At 44.4% G+C, this 18365-nt stretch carries 18 protein-coding genes; 15 read left to right on the top strand and 3 right to left on the bottom strand.

Annotated features, from left to right (window positions below; genetic code table 11):
• Positions 1-122: 122 nt before the first annotated feature.
• From Q4Q46_RS04205 to flgA, 3 genes are all read right to left on the bottom strand, one after another.
• Positions 123-548 (bottom strand): flagella synthesis protein FlgN, encoded by a 426-nt coding sequence (locus tag Q4Q46_RS04205; protein WP_106651094.1) that lies wholly within the window; start codon positions 546-548, stop codon positions 123-125.
• A gap of 2 nt (positions 549-550) precedes the next feature.
• Positions 551-874, bottom strand: a complete 324-nt coding sequence (flgM, locus tag Q4Q46_RS04200) for a flagellar biosynthesis anti-sigma factor FlgM (protein WP_107948432.1) — start codon at positions 872-874, stop codon at positions 551-553.
• A 75-nt stretch (positions 875-949) separates the two neighbouring features.
• A complete protein-coding gene (flgA, locus tag Q4Q46_RS04195) occupies positions 950-1657 on the bottom strand; it encodes a flagellar basal body P-ring formation chaperone FlgA (RefSeq protein ID WP_311905309.1) in 708 nt (235 codons plus the stop codon).
• 205 nt (positions 1658-1862) lie between these two features.
• Between flgA and Q4Q46_RS04190 the strand changes: the two genes are divergently transcribed.
• From Q4Q46_RS04190 to Q4Q46_RS04120, 15 genes are all read left to right on the top strand, one after another.
• The gene (locus Q4Q46_RS04190; RefSeq protein ID WP_006082431.1) at positions 1863-2783 is read left to right on the top strand and encodes a chemotaxis protein CheV; all 921 of its coding nucleotides are present in this window, start codon (positions 1863-1865) and stop codon (positions 2781-2783) included.
• A gap of 99 nt (positions 2784-2882) precedes the next feature.
• Positions 2883-3722 carry a CheR family methyltransferase gene (locus tag Q4Q46_RS04185; protein ID WP_006082430.1) on the top strand — a complete coding sequence of 280 codons (840 nt, stop codon included), beginning with the start codon at positions 2883-2885 and terminating at the stop codon, positions 3720-3722.
• A 143-nt stretch (positions 3723-3865) separates the two neighbouring features.
• A complete protein-coding gene (flgB, locus tag Q4Q46_RS04180; RefSeq protein WP_011847319.1) occupies positions 3866-4270 on the top strand; it encodes a flagellar basal body rod protein FlgB in 405 nt (134 codons plus the stop codon).
• A 2-nt stretch (positions 4271-4272) separates the two neighbouring features.
• Entirely contained in the window at positions 4273-4689 is a 417-nt protein-coding gene (flgC, locus tag Q4Q46_RS04175) for a flagellar basal body rod protein FlgC (RefSeq protein ID WP_006085646.1), read from the top strand.
• 24 nt (positions 4690-4713) lie between these two features.
• Complete coding sequence (gene flgD / locus Q4Q46_RS04170) at positions 4714-5484, top strand: flagellar hook assembly protein FlgD (protein ID WP_259528076.1); 771 nt, start codon at positions 4714-4716, stop codon at positions 5482-5484.
• An 82-nt stretch (positions 5485-5566) separates the two neighbouring features.
• Positions 5567-6949 carry a flagellar hook protein FlgE gene (gene flgE, locus Q4Q46_RS04165; RefSeq protein WP_259528077.1) on the top strand — a complete coding sequence of 461 codons (1383 nt, stop codon included), beginning with the start codon at positions 5567-5569 and terminating at the stop codon, positions 6947-6949.
• Positions 6950-7121: 172 nt separating this feature from the next.
• The gene (flgF, locus tag Q4Q46_RS04160; RefSeq protein WP_126491503.1) at positions 7122-7865 is read left to right on the top strand and encodes a flagellar basal-body rod protein FlgF; all 744 of its coding nucleotides are present in this window, start codon (positions 7122-7124) and stop codon (positions 7863-7865) included.
• Positions 7866-7875: 10 nt separating this feature from the next.
• A complete protein-coding gene (gene flgG, locus Q4Q46_RS04155; RefSeq protein WP_006085642.1) occupies positions 7876-8664 on the top strand; it encodes a flagellar basal-body rod protein FlgG in 789 nt (262 codons plus the stop codon).
• Positions 8665-8675: 11 nt separating this feature from the next.
• The gene (gene flgH, locus Q4Q46_RS04150) at positions 8676-9350 is read left to right on the top strand and encodes a flagellar basal body L-ring protein FlgH (protein ID WP_311905308.1); all 675 of its coding nucleotides are present in this window, start codon (positions 8676-8678) and stop codon (positions 9348-9350) included.
• An 11-nt stretch (positions 9351-9361) separates the two neighbouring features.
• Positions 9362-10453, top strand: a complete 1092-nt coding sequence (locus Q4Q46_RS04145) for a flagellar basal body P-ring protein FlgI (protein WP_220590743.1) — start codon at positions 9362-9364, stop codon at positions 10451-10453.
• A gap of 17 nt (positions 10454-10470) precedes the next feature.
• Positions 10471-11613, top strand: coding sequence for a flagellar assembly peptidoglycan hydrolase FlgJ (gene flgJ / locus Q4Q46_RS04140; RefSeq protein ID WP_311905307.1), 1143 nt, complete (start codon positions 10471-10473; stop codon positions 11611-11613).
• Between the two features lie 40 nt (positions 11614-11653).
• Positions 11654-13579: a flagellar hook-associated protein FlgK gene (gene flgK, locus Q4Q46_RS04135; RefSeq protein WP_311905306.1), complete on the top strand. Its 1926-nt coding sequence runs from the start codon at positions 11654-11656 to the stop codon at positions 13577-13579.
• Positions 13580-13590: 11 nt separating this feature from the next.
• Complete coding sequence (flgL, locus tag Q4Q46_RS04130; protein WP_261271475.1) at positions 13591-14799, top strand: flagellar hook-associated protein FlgL; 1209 nt, start codon at positions 13591-13593, stop codon at positions 14797-14799.
• Between the two features lie 192 nt (positions 14800-14991).
• Positions 14992-16398, top strand: a complete 1407-nt coding sequence (locus Q4Q46_RS04125) for a flagellin (RefSeq protein ID WP_261271474.1) — start codon at positions 14992-14994, stop codon at positions 16396-16398.
• A gap of 397 nt (positions 16399-16795) precedes the next feature.
• Positions 16796-18199 (top strand): flagellin, encoded by a 1404-nt coding sequence (locus tag Q4Q46_RS04120; protein WP_311905305.1) that lies wholly within the window; start codon positions 16796-16798, stop codon positions 18197-18199.
• Positions 18200-18365: the final 166 nt, after the last annotated feature.

Below are 18365 nucleotides of genomic sequence, written 5' to 3'. Positions count from 1 at the left end.
ACTCTATTGAGCCGCGGACTATACGAGTAGTATGCGGCTTTTCTATTTCTGCAAAGTACTAAAGTTTAATTTTTAATCAGAGCTTAGAAGCTGGAAATACAGAGTATGAATTGATGCGCCTGTTAGGCTTTTAAATCATTACCTAAACTTGAGATAGTTGAGGTCTTGCCTTTATCGTTATACGTAAGGCTGGAGGCGTTTCTGCTGGCTTGTAAAGCTTGAGCGAAGCGATTGAGACTGGCTAAATTCATCTCAATTAAACTGGCATTTTGATCGTTCAGTGCTTTGCATTCAGTTAAGGCGTCTTTGACAACGGCCATTTTATGCACGAGTTCGGTTTGCTGAGTGAGTTGAGACTTATCAGTGTGGTTTGCCAGAATATCGTCATTAGTCTTGAGTTCCTTCAGACATTGTGATTTTTCGTTAGCAAGAGAAAGCAGTAAATCGGCGTTTTGGTCAACCAAAGCGCCTTTTTCCTTGAGTATGATTTGCTTAAGAACAGCCAAATGGGCGTGTTGTAGATCTACCAGTTTAGCTATTTCAGTCATAGTTACTCTTTATTTAAGTCATTAAGTTCGGCTTCAAAACTTGCAATATTGGCAGCCAACTTTTCGGGGTCAATTTTGTAGCGGCCTTCGGCGATAGCTTGTTTAATTTCGGCCACTTTCTTTTGATCAACTTCAGGAAGGCTCGCCATTTTAGTCTGAGCTCCTTGCAGTTGTTGCGCTTGCGCTGTAATCACCACTGAGTCGCTTCTTTGTGGTGTTGTCGATTTTGTGGCAACTTGAGCAGATTGATCGCTGCTAGTTTTAGTTGCACCTGAACGAACTTGTGCGGTCGTTGCAGTGTTGAGTTTGCTAATATCAATTGCCATTTTCGGCTCCAGCGTCGTGTGTACGGGATTTCTTAACTGGGGTATCGGCAGCTTATAAAAAAGCTTTAGATTATTTTACATTCTTACTTCAACTTCGCCAATGCCCGTGACTATAGCATCTAGTTCTTTGTTTGAACTGCTATTTTTGACTCTGATCCGATCGCCTTTATTGCCATCTTGTAGGGCTTCGCCTACTGTTTTGAGTTCGAATGAGCTAGAACGAACATAGATAGATACCGAGTCGTTTTTACACACAAAGCATAAGTTGTTGCTTAATATGGGATTATCCTTTGAGACGCGTCGTTTGACTCGCACACCAGCTAATTTACTAGGGTCATTAAATTCAGCGCCCCGCAAACTATTTTGCTCAATGTAACGGATTGCAACTTGGCTAGGGGAGATGAGTTCGCCAGGCGCTAAGGTTTCAGTTGTGACCACAACGGGGAATAAAATATCCACTCTCACCGAGATATAAATTTGCCAAGGGTAAGCGAGCTCTTGCGTATCGCAGCTGACTTTTAGGGTGTTATTACGACTAATTTCCCTGTCACTCGCCAATTCAACCTTAATCGGCGACGAGCATTGTGACGGCAGCATTCTTGCGTCAACTAATTGCGGCGAAATATCGACTTTGGCATTAGTTGGCACAGATATTTTTTCTGAAATAAGCGCTTTAGCTAATTCTGAGATGGCCGATACGGTGGGAACAATAGGCTCTGCACTCGCAAAAGCGGGCATGAAGAGGGTGAAAACACTAAAAAAACAGACTAAATTTACTTTCATAATGAAGAGACTAGCTTGTAACGCCAGAATGCACCTATACTTTTATCAAGTTCGAAGCTGACCACTGTAATAATAATTTGCATCACTGTCAGAAGATTGACTCAGTTTCGACTATGTTTATCGATAGATAAGACGTAAGCAATTAATATGCCTATACTCAAACGAGTCATAGGGCCGTACATAAACAGAACAACAAGGCAGAGTTATGTCGAGTATTCTTGATTCAGTCAACAAACGAACCCAGCTCGTTGGTCAAAACCGTTTAGAATTGCTGCTTTTTAAGTTAAACGGTCGTCAACGGTTTGGGATTAACGTGTTTAAGGTGAAAGAAGTACTGCAGTGCCCACCACTGACCACTTTGCCTAAACTTAATCCTTATGTTAAAGGTGTCGCGCATATTCGCGGTACGACTATTTCAGTTATTGATCTGAGTGCGGCAACAGGTGGTAGACCTTTAGCGAGTACTGAAAACTGTTTCATCATTATTTCTGAATATAACCGCAGTGTTCAAGGTTTCTTGGTCAGTTCTGTTGAGCGGATTATCAACATGAATTGGGAAGCGATTATGCCTCCGCCGCAAGGTGCCGGTCGTTATTCTTATCTGACGGCTGTAACTGAGATAGAAGGTGAATTGGTTGAAATTCTCGATGTAGAAAAAATCTTAGATGAGATTTCACCGGTAAAAACCGCTATCAGTGAAGAAGCCAATGAAAAGCTGACCCTCGACAGAACCCAGCATTACCATATTATGGTTATCGATGATTCTGCCGTGGCCCGTAAGCAAATTATTCGTTCACTCGAGTCATTGAACTTACAAATTGATACCGCAAAAGATGGTCGAGAAGCATTAGATAAGCTTAAAGAAATCGCCAAAGAAATGGACAATGTTGCCGATGAAATCCCTCTCATTATCTCAGACATTGAGATGCCTGAAATGGATGGCTATACCTTGACCGCTGAGATCCGAGACGATCCTAAGCTCAAGCATATTAAAGTGGTACTGCATACGTCGTTAAGTGGTGTATTCAATCAGGCAATGGTTCAAAAAGTGGGGGCCAATGACTTTATCGCTAAGTTTAATCCCGACGAACTGGCTGCTGCCGTGAATAAACACTTAAGTTTGTAAGTGCAGTAGTTAGTACCTAGATACGCTTTACGCTATAATCTCGACTTTATAACATGATGGTTTCGCACTGATTTTGGTGCTTGCTATAGGATTTAGGATGTGAATGTGCCAAATAAATCACTCGCTGAAGCTGAATATAATCAATTTAGGTTGTTCTTAGAGCAACACAGCGGCATCGTACTGGGTGAAAATAAGCAATATCTGGTGCGCAGTCGTCTTGCTCCTCTGATGGGGAAATATAACCTGCCATCCTTATCCGATGTGGTTAAGCATTCGATGAAGCCAACGGAACGTGCGCTTCGGGCTGAAGTGATCGATGCTATGACGACTAATGAAACCCTCTGGTTTCGTGATCGTTATCCATTTGAGTTATTGCATAACGTTTTGTTACCTGAGTATAGTCGTTTAGGTCGTCCACTTAAGATTTGGTCGGCCGCGTGTTCGTCCGGGCAAGAACCCTATTCACTGGCGATGACGATTCTTGAGTATCAACAGAAGAAGCCTGGTGCGCTTGCGGGTAGTGCGTCAATTCAAGCCACGGATTTGTCGCCTTCCATGTTGGAACGTTGCAAAAATGCTGAGTACGATAGTTTGGCATTAGCGCGCGGTTTATCCGAAGAGCGTAAGCGTCAGTTTTTTGATGCTTTGCCTTCAGGCAATATGAAGTTAAAGGATAATGTTAAGCGTTTGGTGAACTTTAGAGCACATAATCTGCTTGAAAGTTATAGCTTACTTGGTAAGTTCGACATTATTTTTTGCCGCAATGTGCTGATTTATTTTGCGCCTGAGGCAAAGGCAAAAATTTTGCGGCAATTCGCTGCCGCTCTTAATCCAAAAGGTATTCTATTTCTTGGTGCTTCCGAATCTATAGCTGGTTTAACGGACGAGTTTGATATGGTCCGTTGTAACCCAGGGATTTATTACCAGAAAAAGACTTAAGTCTACAGCTTTAAAGAAAATTACCGACACTTGTCGGTAATTTTTTACCCATCACTAGCATACCCTAATTGTTATTTTCATTGTCTCCTGATGTTGGCACATGAATTGCTTTGTTTTCGTGAGTAACACGAGGAGGCAATTTTATGGCGATCAATTTTGATAATGCACTGGGTGTGCATCAGTACACTCTCGGTATTAGAGCGCAGCGAGCTGAAGTCATTTCGAGCAATATCGCTAATGCCGATACGCCACATTATAAAGCCCGCGATGTTGATTTTTCTGCGGCAATGCAGGCCGCCCGTGGCCAACAACAGCAGCGTAATAGTCTTGAAATGCAAGAGACAGACAAGCATTTTGGACTTGCTGAGTTGACGGGGCAATTTGTTAAGTTCCGCGTGCCAAATCAACCCGATACCGGTGATGGCAATACCGTTGATATCCAACAGGAACAATCGGCATTCATGCAAAATGCCCTTGAATATCAAATGTCATTAGGTTTTTTAGACAGTAAGTTTAGTGGCATGAAGAAAGCGCTGAGAGGGGATTAATCATGAGTTTATTTAGCATATTTGATGTTGCTGGCTCGGGAATGTCGGCTCAATCGGTCAGGTTGAACACCACTGCGAGTAACATAGCTAACGCTGATTCCGTCTCGAGTAGCGTAGATAAGACCTATCGTTCCCGTCATCCTATTTTCGAAGCTGAAATGGCCAAAGCGCAAAGTCAGCAACAAGCCTCTCAAGGTGTGGCGGTAAAAGGCATTGTTGAAAGTGATAAACCACTACTAAAAGAATACTCGCCCGATCATCCGATGGCGGATGCGGACGGCTTTATTTATAAACCGAATGTTAATGTCATGGAAGAAATGGCAGATATGATTTCTGCTTCGCGCTCATATCAAATGAATGTTCAAGTCGCTGAAGCAGCTAAGTCTATGCTGCAACAAACACTTGGGATGGGTAAATAACATGTGTTACTTAGGAGGTAAGCTGTGAGCCTCATTAATCAAATTAACCAAGCATCGGCGCAGACGGCTCAAAATAAGAGTCAATCAAATGCTGTGACGACCAACTCATCAACCAGTTCAACGGGTAATCCGTTTCTTGATGGCATACGACTGCCAAAAGATTCGATAGTACCGGAAGCGAAAAGCCAACAATTAACTCAAGATGACTTTTTCTCGTTATTAAGCCAACAGTTATCGATGCAGGACCCTTTTAAGCCCGTCGACAACGACCAAATGATTGCGCAGATGGCATCATTCTCGACGGTTGATGGTATTACTAAGTTGAATAATGAAATCGTTAATTTAAACGGTGTTATGACGTCGAGCCAAGCATTGCAGGCATCAGGACTTGTTGGTCGCAAGGTATTGATCCCAACCGATACAGGTAACATTTCAGCTGAAAGCCCAACAATAAAAGGTGTGATTAGCACGCCAGCTAAAATTCCTGAAATTACTGTACGTGTTGAGGATGATAAAGGCCAAGTTGTGACCACCTTTAAAGTTGATGGCAGTAAGGGGGGCAATGTCGATGTGAACTGGGATGGTTTAGATAAAGATGGAAAACCTGTGACCGCAGGCAACTATACGATTAAGGCGAGTGGGTTAGTGGATGGAAAATCCCAAGAACTGCCTGTTTCAACTTATGCCCATGTGACCAGTGTCTCTCTTGGTACGGCCAGTACTGGCGCCATTCTCAACTTGAGAGGCGGTATGGGCATCAAGTTAACCGATGTGTTAGCTGTGTCTGAAACCTAAGTTTGCCTAAAAGAATTTTTGCAGCATCCGAATTGGGCGTAAGTCGCTCATCAATGAATTGAGTCAAGTGTAGAGGTGAATTATGTCGTTTAACATTGCATTGAGTGGCATTGCTGCCGCGCAGAAAGATTTAAACACTACGGCGAATAACATTGCTAATGCGAACACCATTGGCTTTAAAGAGTCCCGTGCTGAATTTGCGGATGTGTACGCTAATTCTATTTTTTCAAATGCTAAAACTGCTGTTGGTGGTGGTGTTGCAACGAGTCAAGTGGCACAGCAATTCCATCAAGGCAGCTTACAACTGACGAATAACTCCCTCGACTTGGCAATCAAAGGTGGTGGTTTCTTTGTAACGTCCTCTGAATTAGGAACATTAGATCACGCATTCACCCGTGCAGGCGCTTTTAAAGTAGATTCTAATAATTACATGGTGGATTCGGCTGGTAATTATTTACAGACTTTCCCTGTGGATAAAGACGGCAACTCAACATCTGTGAGTTTAACCACGGCTAAGCCTGTACAAATTCCCGATACTGCAGGTAGTCCAGTAAAGACTGAGAATGTTACTTTACAAATGAACTTAAATGCTAAAGCTGAAGCTCTGGATCCTGCTTTATTTGATCCCGCCGATCCAAAAACTTATAACAATGTCACTTCAATGACTATTTATGACTCACTCGGTGAGGGCCACATCATGACCACGTACTTTGTGAAGCCTAAAGACGGTGCATATAATGGTGAGAGTAATTGGGTGGCTTATTATGCTATTGATAATAAACCTGTAAATTTAAATGGCCCTGCAGGTAAATACGATGTGGATACTGATGGTGACGGTAGTCCAGATGTGCCACCTGTTGCGGGCGGTGGTGGTGTTTCAGCGCAAACTGCTGGTGGCTGGACGGGGGCGGTGCTGAAGTTTAACTCAGTTGGAGCCTATATTGACAGTAATCCTGCAGTTATTACTACGGCGCCACTTGGTAATAAACCAGCTGGTGTATTAGGTGCTGGAGCGGATGGCACTCAAGCATTAACAGTGAAGTTCAATGCGCCAACGCAATATGCAGATCCTTTTGCGGCGACTGAATTGAAACAAGATGGTACGACGGTTGGTCGTTTAACTAACGTTGAAATTGGTGCTGATGGCCTAATTACAGCAAGCTATTCTAACGGTTCGAACGTTGCTTTAGCACGGGTTGCTTTAGTTCGTTTTGCTAACGAACAAGGTTTAACGCAAGTGGGGAATACGTCGTGGAAAGCCAGTTTAGCTTCAGGTCCTGCGTTAGCGGGTGAGCCCAATAGTGGAACTTTTGGTAGTCTCAGTTCATCGGCGTTAGAGCAATCGAATATCGATTTGACCACTGAACTGGTCGATTTGATTTCGGCGCAGCGTAACTTCCAAGCGAACTCTCGTACCCTTGAAGTGAACAACACACTGCAACAAACCGTATTACAAATCCGCTAATCATTACATTGTTTGACTAAGTGTTGCCGCCAGTGGCAACACTTAGCCTTTATCCTGCTATCAATTCACTTCATTTCCTTATTCTTCAATTCTATCAGTAAATTAAACGTCAACTTTATTGGCACGATGCTTGCTTTGCTATTGTCATGTAGAAAATTTGACGGAGCAGTCTGTGGACAAATTCCTTTATGTCGCCATGAGTGGCGCCAAGCAAAATATGAATGAGCTGGCGCTCCGTGCGAACAACTTAGCCAATGCGAATACCGACGGTTTTAAATCCGATATGGCACAAGCTCGCTCAATGCAAGCCTTCGGTGAAGGGTTGCCTTCCAGGGTATTTGCGATGACAGAATCTCCGTCAGCTAATTTTCGCTCAGGCCCCATAAAAACCACTGGACGAGATCTCGATGTTGCCATTAAAGGCGATGGCTGGTTTGCCGTTCAGGCGAAAGATGGCAGTGAAGCTTATACCCGCTCAGGCAGTTTAAGTTTCGACTCTACGGGTTTACTACACAATGACAGGGGAAATCCTGTTATGGGAGATGCGGGCCCCATAGTGTTGCCGCTCCCTATTGAGAAGGTTTCAATTTCTCAGGATGGCATTATTTCTGTTCGACCTCAGGGCGCTACCGCTGAAGTGGTGGAAGAAGTTGGTCGCTTGAAACTCGTTAATCCCGGTAATGCGCAGATGATGCGTGGTGAAGATGGATTATTTCGACAAATGTCAGGAGAACCAGCACCAGCTGATCCTTTCGTCGCAGTTGAAAGTGGCGCAGTGGAAGGCAGTAACGTAAATCCTGTCGATGAAATGGTGTCTTTGATTGACCTTCAGCGTCAGTTTGAATTGCAAGTCAAGATGATGAAAACCGCGGAAGAAAATGATCGCGCTTCATCCTCATTAATGCGTATTAGTTAGGAGATAGATTATGCATCCGGCGTTATGGATTAGTAAAACTGGCTTAGACGCACAGCAAACTGACATTGCGGTGATCTCAAACAACGTGGCGAACGCCAGCACTGTGGGCTACAAGAAAAGTCGCGCAGTATTTGAAGATTTGCTTTACCAAACAGTTAACCAAGCGGGCGGTGTCAGCGCTTCTAACACTAAGTTACCTAATGGGTTAAACATAGGTGCGGGTACCAAAGTCGTCGCCACGCAGAAAATGTTTACCCAAGGCAACATGCTGACTACGGATAACTCATTGGATCTGATGATTGAAGGCCCCGGCTTTTTTGAAATCCAGCTACCCGATGGTACTGCAGCCTATACCCGAAACGGTCAGTTTACCTTAGACGATACGGGCCAGATTGTGACACCCGGTTCTGGCTACTTGCTGCAACCCGCGATCACTATTCCTGACAATGCGACCAGTATTACCGTTTCCGCGGAGGGGGAAGTTTCAGTGAAAACCCCTGGTACTGCTGAGAACCAAGTTGTGGGTCAGTTGACTATGACGGATTTTATTAATCCATCGGGTCTAGATCCCATGGGGCAAAACTTATACACGGAAACTGGTGCGAGCGGCACGCCAATTCAAGGTACCGCTTCGTTAGATGGCATGGGAGCGATTCGTCAAGGCGCCTTAGAAACCTCTAACGTTAACGTGACCGAAGAACTGGTGAACCTTATCGAAAGTCAGCGCATTTACGAGATGAACTCAAAAGTGATTTCAGCGGTAGATCAAATGCTGTCTTATGTGACTCAGAATTTATAGAGGCAAACATCATGGCTAGATATCTTGTGGTGGCCGTCGCGTTATTGCTTGCAGCCTGTAGCTCGACGCAAAAGAAACCCCTTGCGGATGATCCCTTTTACGCGCCGGTATACCCAGAGGCTCCGCCAACAAAAATTGCTGCGACTGGTTCTATTTATCAAGACAGTCAAGCATCTAGCTTGTATTCGGATATTCGTGCTCACAAAGTGGGTGACATTATCACTATCGTTTTGAAAGAGTCGACTCAAGCTAAGAAGAGTGCAGGCAATCAGATTAAAAAAGGCTCCGACATGAGCTTAGATCCCATTTTTGCTGGTGGTAGTAATGTGTCCATTGGCGGAGTGCCAATTGATTTACGTTATAAAGATAGCATGAACACTAAGCGTGAATCGGATGCGGATCAGAGCAACAGTTTAGATGGCAGCATCTCGGCAAACGTGATGCAAGTGTTGAATAACGGCAGCTTAGTGATCCGCGGCGAAAAATGGATCTCAATCAATAACGGTGATGAGTTTATTCGCGTCACAGGTTTGGTTCGCTCGCAGGATATTAAACCCGATAACACTATCGATTCAACGCGGATGGCCAATGCCCGTATTCAATACAGTGGCACTGGTACTTTCGCAGATGCTCAAAAAGTGGGCTGGTTAAGCCAGTTCTTTATGAGCGACTGGTGGCCCTTCTAAGGAGTCGTATCATGAAATATAAACTGGTATTAGCCATTGCTGCACTAGTGTTTTCTTTACCTAGTCAGGCTGAACGAATTAAAGATATTGCCAATGTGCAGGGCGTACGCAGTAACCAGTTGATCGGTTATGGCTTAGTGGTTGGTTTGCCGGGAACGGGTGAAAAAACCAGTTATACCGAGCAAACCTTTATGACTATGCTCAAAAATTTCGGCATTAATCTTCCTGACAACGTCAAACCAAAGATTAAAAACGTTGCTGTGGTTGCCGTACACGCCGATATGCCAGCCTTTATCAAACCGGGTCAAGATCTTGACGTCACCGTATCTAGCTTAGGCGAAGCCAAAAGTTTACGCGGTGGCACCTTGCTACAAACCTTTTTGAAAGGTGTTGACGGTAATGTGTATGCCATAGCCCAAGGCAGCTTAGTGGTGAGTGGTTTTAGTGCAGATGGTTTAGATGGTTCAAAGGTCATTCAAAATACCCCAACAGTTGGCCGTATACCCAATGGCGCGATTGTTGAGCGCAGTGTGGCGACCCCATTTTCAACTGGCGATTATTTGACGTTTAACCTACGTCGTTCTGATTTCTCTACCGCACAACGGATGGCCGATGCGATTAATGAGCTATTAGGCCCTGATATGGCGCGTCCTTTAGACGCAACATCTGTGCAGGTTAATGCTCCGCGTGATGTATCACAACGGGTGTCTTTTTTAGCAACGCTTGAAAACCTCGATGTTATCCCAGCAGAAGAATCTGCCAAAGTGATTGTTAACTCACGTACCGGAACCATAGTGGTTGGGCAAAACGTGCGTTTACTCCCAGCGGCGATTACCCATGGCGGCATGACAGTCACGATTGCTGAGGCTACGCAGGTTTCACAGCCAAATGCCTTGGCTAATGGTCAAACAACCGTCACCAGCAATAGTACGATTACAGCGACAGAAAGTGATCGCCGTATGTTTATGTTTAATCCAGGCACTACGCTGGATGAGCTGGTTAGAGCGGTTAACTTGGTCGGTGCAGCCCCTTCAGATGTGTTAGCAATACTGGAAGCGTTAAAAGTGGCAGGAGCTTTGCATGGTGAACTTATCATCATCTAATTTCTGTCGGGAAAATCATGGAAAAGCTTTCAAGTTCATCACATTTTCTTGACCTGGGCGGCTTAGATTCACTCCGCGCCCAGGCACAGAAGGATGAGAAGGGCGCCTTGAAAAAGGTCGCCCAACAATTTGAAGGTATTTTCGTGCAAATGCTGATGAAAAGTATGCGCGATGCCAATGCGGTTTTTAAGTCTGATAGTCCTCTCAATAGCCAATACACTCAGTTTTACGAACAGATGCGCGATCAGCAGTTATCGGTCGATTTATCTGACAAAGGGGTATTGGGCCTTGCCGATATGATGGTGCAGCAACTCTCCCCTGAAACCAGTCATTTCACGCCAGCATCGGTATTACGCGACGATGGCGGTATGAAAATGCTCCATGATGCTAAAGCCCTTAACGTGCCAATGCAGAGTGCAGCCGCTCCAGTGGTTGAACCCACAGTTGTTAATCATGGTGTCCCCGCTGCCATTGCTCGACCAGCATTTGAGCCCGATAGAGCCATGAATGCAAACTCATCAATGGACATTGATACGCCTCATCGTTTACTGGCAATTGATACACCTAAGCCAAGCTGGAGCGAACAGTCACTTTCTGTCGTTGAACCTGTGATTAGCGGCCAAGTTTTGCCGACGGCGGCCTTTAGGGAAACCCAGAAAATAGTCCGCTTCGGTAGTCGCGAAGAGTTTTTGGCGACCTTATACCCACACGCTGAAAAAGCGGCAAAAGCATTAGGTACCCAGCCAGAAGTATTGTTGGCGCAATCGGCGCTTGAAACTGGCTGGGGACAAAAAATTGTTCGTGGCAATAACGGCGCGCCAAGTCATAACCTATTCAATATTAAAGCTGATCGCCGTTGGCAGGGCGATAAGGCGAACGTCAGCACCTTAGAATTCGAACACGGTGTGGCAGTGCAGCAAAAAGCCGACTTCCGTGTTTACAGTGACTTTGAACATAGCTTCAACGATTTTGTGTCCTTCATTGCCGAAGGCGAACGTTATCAAGATGCGAAGAAAGTGGCAGCGTCCCCAACTCAGTTTATTCGAGCTTTGCAGGATGCGGGTTATGCCACAGATCCTCGATATGCTGAAAAAGTCATTAAAGTGATGCAGTCCATCAGCGAAGAGCTGAAATCAATTCTGCCAGGAGAAGACAAATGATGAACCTTACAACCCTGTTTGTTCATAGGAGTGTCAACTAATGGCTGTTGATCTGCTGAATATTGCGCGAACTGGGGTGCTTGCCTCCCAGTCGCAACTGGGAGTCACCAGTAATAACATTGCTAACGCCAATACCGCGGGTTACCACAGACAAGTGGCAACTCAGTCGACTCTAGAATCACAGCGTTTAGGCAATAGCTTTTATGGCACAGGAACTTACGTTAATGACGTTAAGCGTATCTACAATGACTATGCCGCAAGAGAGTTGCGCATTGGCCAAACAACGCTCAGTGCCGCCGAAGCCAGCTACGGTAAATTGAGTGAACTCGATCAGCTATTTTCACAAATAGGCAAAGTTGTGCCACAAAGCTTAAATGACCTGTTTTCAGGGCTGAATAGTGTGGCTGATTTGCCTGCAGATTTGGGTATTCGGAGTTCGACCCTAACAAACGCACAGCAAGTTGCCAGCAGTCTTAATCAGATGCAGTCGTATTTGAATGGCCAGCTTAATCAGACCAATGACCAGATCACTGGTATGACTAAGCGTATCAATGAGATCAGTACAGAACTGGCAAATTTAAACCTAGAGTTAATGAAGTCGCCGAATCAGGATGCGCAGTTGCTTGATAAGCAAGATGCACTTGTTCAAGAGTTAAGCCAGTACGCTCAAGTGAATGTTATTCCATTAGAAAATGGTGCTAAGAGCGTAATGCTCGGTGGCTCAGTGATGTTGGTTTCTGGCGAAATTGCTATGACGATGGGAGTCCAAGCGGGTGATCCATTTCCGAATGAGCTCCAATTGACTTCAAGTATTGGTTCGCAAAGTGTCACTGTTGATCCGAGTAAACTTGGCGGTCAGTTAGGGGCCATTTTTGATTATCGTGATCAAACGTTAATTCCCGCGGGTCATGAGCTCGACCAATTAGCCTTGGGCGTGGCTGATAACTTCAATAAAATGCAAGCACAAGGTATTGACCTCAATGGGCAAGTTGGTGCCGATATCTTCAAAGATATCAACGATCCTATGATGTCTTTGGGCCGTGCAGCAGGTTTTTCTGGTAATACAGGTAATGCAACGTTAGGCGTCACCATAGATGACACCAGTTTATTAACTGGTGGTGCCTACGAACTGTCATTTACCGCGCCTGCAACTTATGAGCTGAGAGATTCGAAAACGGGGGCAATTACGCCACTGACGTTAACTGGCTCGACTTTATCGGGTGGATCTGGATTTTCAATTGATATAAAAGCGGGCGCTATGGCGTCTGGCGATCGTTTTGCCATTCGCCCGACAGCAGGTGCTTCAAATGGCATTGAAGTGGTCATGAAAGACCCTAAAGGCATTGCCGCCGCATCACCAAAGATTACTGCAGATGCCGCTAACTCGGGCAATACCCAAGTGAAGTTGACTCAAATTAGCAATCGTAATGCCGCAAATTTCCCTGTAACGGGCAGTGAGTTGACGATAAAGCTCGATACCACAGTTGTGCCTCCAACCTATGAAGCATTCGACGCCGCGGGAACATCCCTTGGGGCTGCAGCCCCTTATACGCCTCCGAGTATTAGCGCTTTTGGTTTTACCTTTGAAGTTGACAGCAAAGCGGCTGCAGGCAATGACAGATTTACCTTCGATTTATCCTTCGCAGCGGGGGATAACTCTAATGCTGTCGCTATGGCTAAGTTGAGCGAAAGTAAGGTGATGAATGGGGGAAAGTCGACCCTAGCTGATGTGTTCGAGAACACTAAGCTCGAGGTAGGCAGTAAAACGAAAGCGGCTGAAGTGCGTGTTGGTTCGGCAGAGGCCGTGTATCAACAAGCTTATGCGCGAGTAGAGAGTGAGTCGGGCGTGAACTTAGATGAAGAAGCAGCAAATTTAATGCGTTTTCAGCAAGCCTATCAAGCCTCTGCGCGGATCATGACGACTGCACAGCAGATTTTTGACACCTTATTATCCTCAGTGCGTTAGGAGATTTAACTATGCGATTATCATCCGCGCAGATTTTTAATCAAAGCATTACCAGTGTGCTGCAAAAGCAAACGGCGACCAGCAAAATTCTTGACCAATTGAGCAGTGGTAAGAAAGTCAATACTGCTGGTGATGATCCTGTGGCGTCACAGGGTATTGATAATCTGAATCAGAAAAATGCACTCGTCGATCAGTTTATTAAGAACATTGATTATGCAACGAATCACTTACAACAGACCGAAAGTCAACTTGGCCAAGCAGATAAACTAGTGTCGAGTATGAAGGACATGATGTTACGGGGTTCTAATGGCAGTATGACAGCGGCAGAGCGGCAAACAATTGCCGATGACCTGCGCAAAAGTTTGGATCAATTGCTGACAATTGCGAATACCAAAGATGAATCGGGAAATTATCTCTTTGCAGGTAATAAAACTGACACCCAACCGTTCGCATTCGATAATAATGGTCAGATTATTTACTCAGGCGACTCAGGCGTTCGTAATAGCATGATTGCATCAGGTATTCAGCTTAATACTAATGTGGCTGGAGATACCGCTTTTATGAAGTCACCTAATGCAATGGGTGATTATAGCGTCAATTATTTGCCGTCCCAACAAGGTGATTTTAGTGTATCTAGCGCTAAGCTAGCTAACGCGACACCTTCTCTCTCTGATTACACAGTTTCATTTCTAGATGATGGTGCTGGTGGCATCAATGTTCAAGTTACCGACAACGCTATTCCCGCCAATATCATCTCCCCCGCAGCGGCGTTCGATCCCGCGGTGCCAGTCACTTTTGACGGTGTTGAACTAAAAATTGCTGGCGAGCCGAAGATAGGTGACAGCTTTACCCTTCATCAAGAACCAGAGGTTAGTATTTTCAATACGTTAAATAAGGCAATTGCTCTTTTTGAAAATACTGACCAAGTGCAGACGCCTTCTGGGCAGTCTGAGTTGGCACAGTTATTGAATAATGTTGGGAGTGGTGTCAAACAAATGAGTCAGCAGCAGGGCTTAGCAGGTAACAGTTTAAAGATACTGGAAAAATATACTGATAAGCACACTGATGAAAAATTGATTAACACCTCGGCATTATCCAAATTGGAAGATCTTGATTATGCCACTGCGATAACTGAATTTGAGAAGCAACAACTCGCACTCAATGCCGTATCCAGTGTGTTTAGTAAAGTGGGTTCCGTATCGCTGTTTGATTACATCTAGATCGAATGCCTTCTGAACCGAAAGCGCTAAAACAAGACGGTTTTCAATGATGAAGGCATCAAGGTCTGAAGGTTAAGTAATTAAATTAAGCAAATAGAGTTAAGCACGTTAAGTAAAGTTGCAGCAATTGATGGCAACAAGATTTAGCCAGGCTTCCACGTCTTGGCACCCAACTTAGAAGAGGAATGTAACATGGCTATTTCAGTAAACACGAACGTCACATCAATGAAGGCGCAAAAAAACCTTGGTGGAGCCAATGGTAATCTGCAAACGTCCATGGAACGCTTGTCGTCAGGATTACGGATTAACAGCGCTAAGGATGATGCCGCAGGTCTACAGATTTCAAACCGTATGACGAGTCAGATTAATGGGCTCGATGTTGCAATGCGCAACGCTAACGATGGTATTTCTATTGCTCAAACTGCCGAAGGTGCAATGCAAGAATCGACTAACATTTTGCAACGTATGCGAGATTTGTCACTGCAATCGGCTAATGGCTCGAATTCAACCAGTGATCGAGAATCAATGCAAAAAGAACTTTCTGCATTGCAAACAGAATTAACTCGTATTTCAGATACCACTTCTTTTGGTGGTCAGAAATTACTTGATGGTACGTACGGTACGCAAAAATTCCAAGTGGGCTCCAATGCTAATGAAACGATTTCAGTATCGTTGTCTAGCACAGCAGCGAATAAAATTGGTAATAATAGCGTTTCAGGTGCAGGCACTAAATTTGGTGTAGAAGCGGCGACTGTTTTAACACAAGGTACAACCGCAGATGCAGCCTTTGCTGTTAATGGAAAAGTTGTAGCCATTACGGCTGGTGACAATGCTGCCAAAGTTGCGGAGAACATTAATAAAGCAGGTGCTGGTGTTACGGCTGAAGCCTCAGTTAAGACAACGCTGTCTGGTTTAAGCGCCGCGGATACCGGGACTTTCTCTGTTGTTGCCAAAGATGGTACAAAAGATAGTTACGATTTAGCGACATATAAAGGTGATTCAGCGCAACTTGCGACTGACTTAGGTAAAGCGGGATACGATGTTAGCCACGATAAAGAAACAGGTGTCATTAGTATCACGGCTAAGGGTGTTGCAGGTGTAGAAGTTGCTGGTTATGGTGGCGGTACAACAGCTAAATTAGGTGGTCAAGCTGCTGGTGCAGCAAACGCCAGTAAAACGGCTGAACTTAAATTATCTTCACCTGATAAATTTGCCATTAAAGGTACAACAGCTAACGAGTTGCTCGGTGGCGGTGTGACTGCCACTGCTGGTAATTCATCTTTAAACGCAGTGAGCAAGGCTGATATTAGTACTGCAAATGGCGCCCAAGATGCGATAGCTGTGATTGATAACGCTTTGGCTGGAATCGATGCACAGCGTGCAGATTTAGGTGCGGTTCAAAATCGAATGAGCTTCACTATTAATAACTTAGGCAACGTGCAGACTAACGTGGCTGACGCAAGGAGTCGCATTCAGGATGTTGACTTTGCTAAAGAAACTGCACAGATGACTAAGCAGCAAATTTTGTCTCAGACCTCTTCTGCTATGTTAGCACAGGCTAATCAGTTGCCTCAGGTGGCGTTATCATTACTGGGCTAATCATTAAGTCAAGCAATAGAAAACGAGCTTAATGCCCAAGGCCTTATCTAAACTTTTGTTTAGACGATGTACTTGGGCATAGTTTTTCCGCGTTGCATGCTATTAATTTGATTTTTGTGAACAAGCAATAGAGTCAGACCATCCATAATAATTTCCACAGTTCTCAGCTTATTTCTTTCCTATCTCACTTTTATTTCTCAGTAATCAGTTGGTTAAAATCAGTTAATTCATTGTGATGATTTCTAATGGATATATTTTTTCAATTATTTAAATAAAAAAATTAAAGTAAGCCAAAGTACTGCCGTTAAACTGAATGTAACCCATGAGATTGGCCTGGCTTAACGTCATTACAGCAAGACAGGCACTAACGTAACGTCAGGTAAAGAGGATATATTTTATGGCTATTTCAGTAAACACCAACGTGACTTCAATGAATTCACAAAAGAACCTTACCAGTGCGAACAATGGTTTGAAAACGTCCATGGAACGCTTATCTTCAGGTTTGCGTATCAATGGCGCTAAAGATGATGCGGCGGGCCTACAAATATCTAACCGTATGACGAGTCAGATTAATGGTTTAGACGTAGCAATGCGTAACGCGAACGACGGTATTTCAATTGCGCAAACTGCCGAAGGTTCAATGCAAGAATCGACTAACATTCTGCAGCGTATGCGTGACCTGTCACTACAATCTGCTAACGGTTCTAACTCAACTGCAGACCGCGAGTCTATGCAGAAAGAGATTTCTTCATTACAAACAGAATTAACCCGTATTGCAGACACGACTTCTTTTGGTGGTCAGAAATTACTTGATGGTAGTTACGGTAGTCAAAAGTTTCAGGTCGGTTCAAACGCAAATGAAACGATTTCAGTTTCGCTTTCTAGTACTGCGGCGAATAAGATTGGTAATCACAGCGTTTCAGGTGCAGGCACTAAATTTGGTGTAGAAGCGGCGACTGTTTTAACACAAGGTACAACCGCTGATGCAGCTTTTGCTGTTAATGGTAAAATTGTGGCAATTACCGGCGGTGACAATGCTGCTACAGTTGCTGATAACATTAATAAAGCAGGTGCAGGCGTTACGGCTGAGGCCTCAGTTACGACAACCCTGTCAGGCTTAAGTGCTGCGGATACGGGGACTTTCTCTGTTGTTGCCAAAGATGGTACAAAAGATAGCTACGATTTAGCAACATATAAAGGCGATTCAGCGCAACTCGCGACTGACTTAGGTAAAGCTGGATACGATGTTAGCCACGATAAAGAAACGGGTGTCATTAGTATTACAGCTAAGGGTGTTGCTGGTGTAGAAGTTGCTGGTTATGGTGGCGGTACAACGGCGAAATTAGGTGGTCAAGCTGCTGGTGCAGCAAACGCCAGTAAAACGTCTGAACTTAAATTATCTTCACCTGAAAAATTTGCCATTAAAGGCACAACAGCTAACGAACTGCTCGGTGGCGGTGTGACTGCCACTGCTGGTAACTCTAAATTGTCTGAAGTGTCTAAAATTGATATTGGTACGGCTAAAGGAGCACAGGATGCCTTGGCTGTCATAGATTCAGCTATTGCTGGTATTGATTCCCAACGTGCAGATTTGGGTGCGGTACAAAACCGTATGAACTTCACAATCAATAACTTAGGGAACGTGCAAACTAACGTAGCAGATGCCCGTAGCCGTATTCAAGATGTTGACTTTGCAAAAGAAACTGCAGAAATGACTAAGAAACAAATTCTGTCTCAGACATCTTCTGCTATGTTGGCACAAGCCAACCAATTACCACAAGTTGCCCTGTCATTGCTGTAATTATGATTGGCGGTTATCTCATACTGAGATGATAGACAGCTAAGTGTTTGGCACTGAGAGGGGAGGTTCGTTTAGACCCTTCCCTTTGTGCATTAAAATGGTCAGTTTAGTGTTGTTAATAAAGTGATTATGAGTCAATAACATTTAGCAGCATCATCAATATACA

The sequence above is a fragment of the Shewanella vaxholmensis genome (genome assembly GCF_031932135.1).
Taxonomy (GTDB): domain Bacteria; phylum Pseudomonadota; class Gammaproteobacteria; order Enterobacterales; family Shewanellaceae; genus Shewanella; species Shewanella hafniensis.
This window is presented reverse-complemented; position numbering and strand designations above follow the sequence as displayed.